The sequence below is a fragment of the Phyllobacterium sp. 01N428 genome (assembly GCF_056399405.1).
On the sequence record NZ_JBFTRH010000022.1, the window covers coordinates 1 to 583 of the forward strand.

At 55.9% G+C, this 583-nt stretch carries 1 pseudogene; it reads left to right on the forward strand.

Annotated elements, in window-relative coordinates:
• Positions 1–140: pseudogene (locus tag AC1DNI_RS22755) on the forward strand (IS110 family transposase); the annotation flags it as partial.
• Between the last annotated feature and the right edge of the window lie 443 nt (positions 141–583).

Sequence of the window (583 nt, forward strand, 5' to 3'; positions counted from 1 at the left end):
GCAAAGGCGAGTTCGCCGCCTTCTACAAACGTCTCGTCGCCAGTGGCAAAAAGCCGATCGTCGCTCTCGCTGCCGTCATGCGAAAGATCGTTGTCGTGCTCAATGCGAGACTGAGAGACGACCTCGTTCAACAGAGTTGATGACGGCGGTGGTAGGTCGACGATAACGGCAGTACTGCGAGGATGATGGCAGGAGTGGAAGGATCCGGTAGTTGCCCGACATTGGTGGCGCGAGGTCGGATGGTCACGGACTATGACGGCTGTAGGGCAAGGATGACGGAGGCGGTGTGCGAATTATGGCCGTAGGCGGCTGGCGGTAGTGCCGAAGGATGACGGTAGTAATGGGAGGATGGCGCTAGTGATCCAAGGATGACGGTAATAATGCGAGAATAGGGACGGGCAGAATGACGTTGGTGCGTGGTTTAAGCCCCGCTGTCGACTAGGAAGGGGTCCCTACTTCCCTACTTCCCTACTTCCCTACTTCCCTACTTCCCTACTTCCCTACTTCCCTACTTCCCTACTTCCCTACTTCCCTACTTCCCTACTTCCCTACTTCCCTACTTCCCTACTTCCCTACTTCCCTA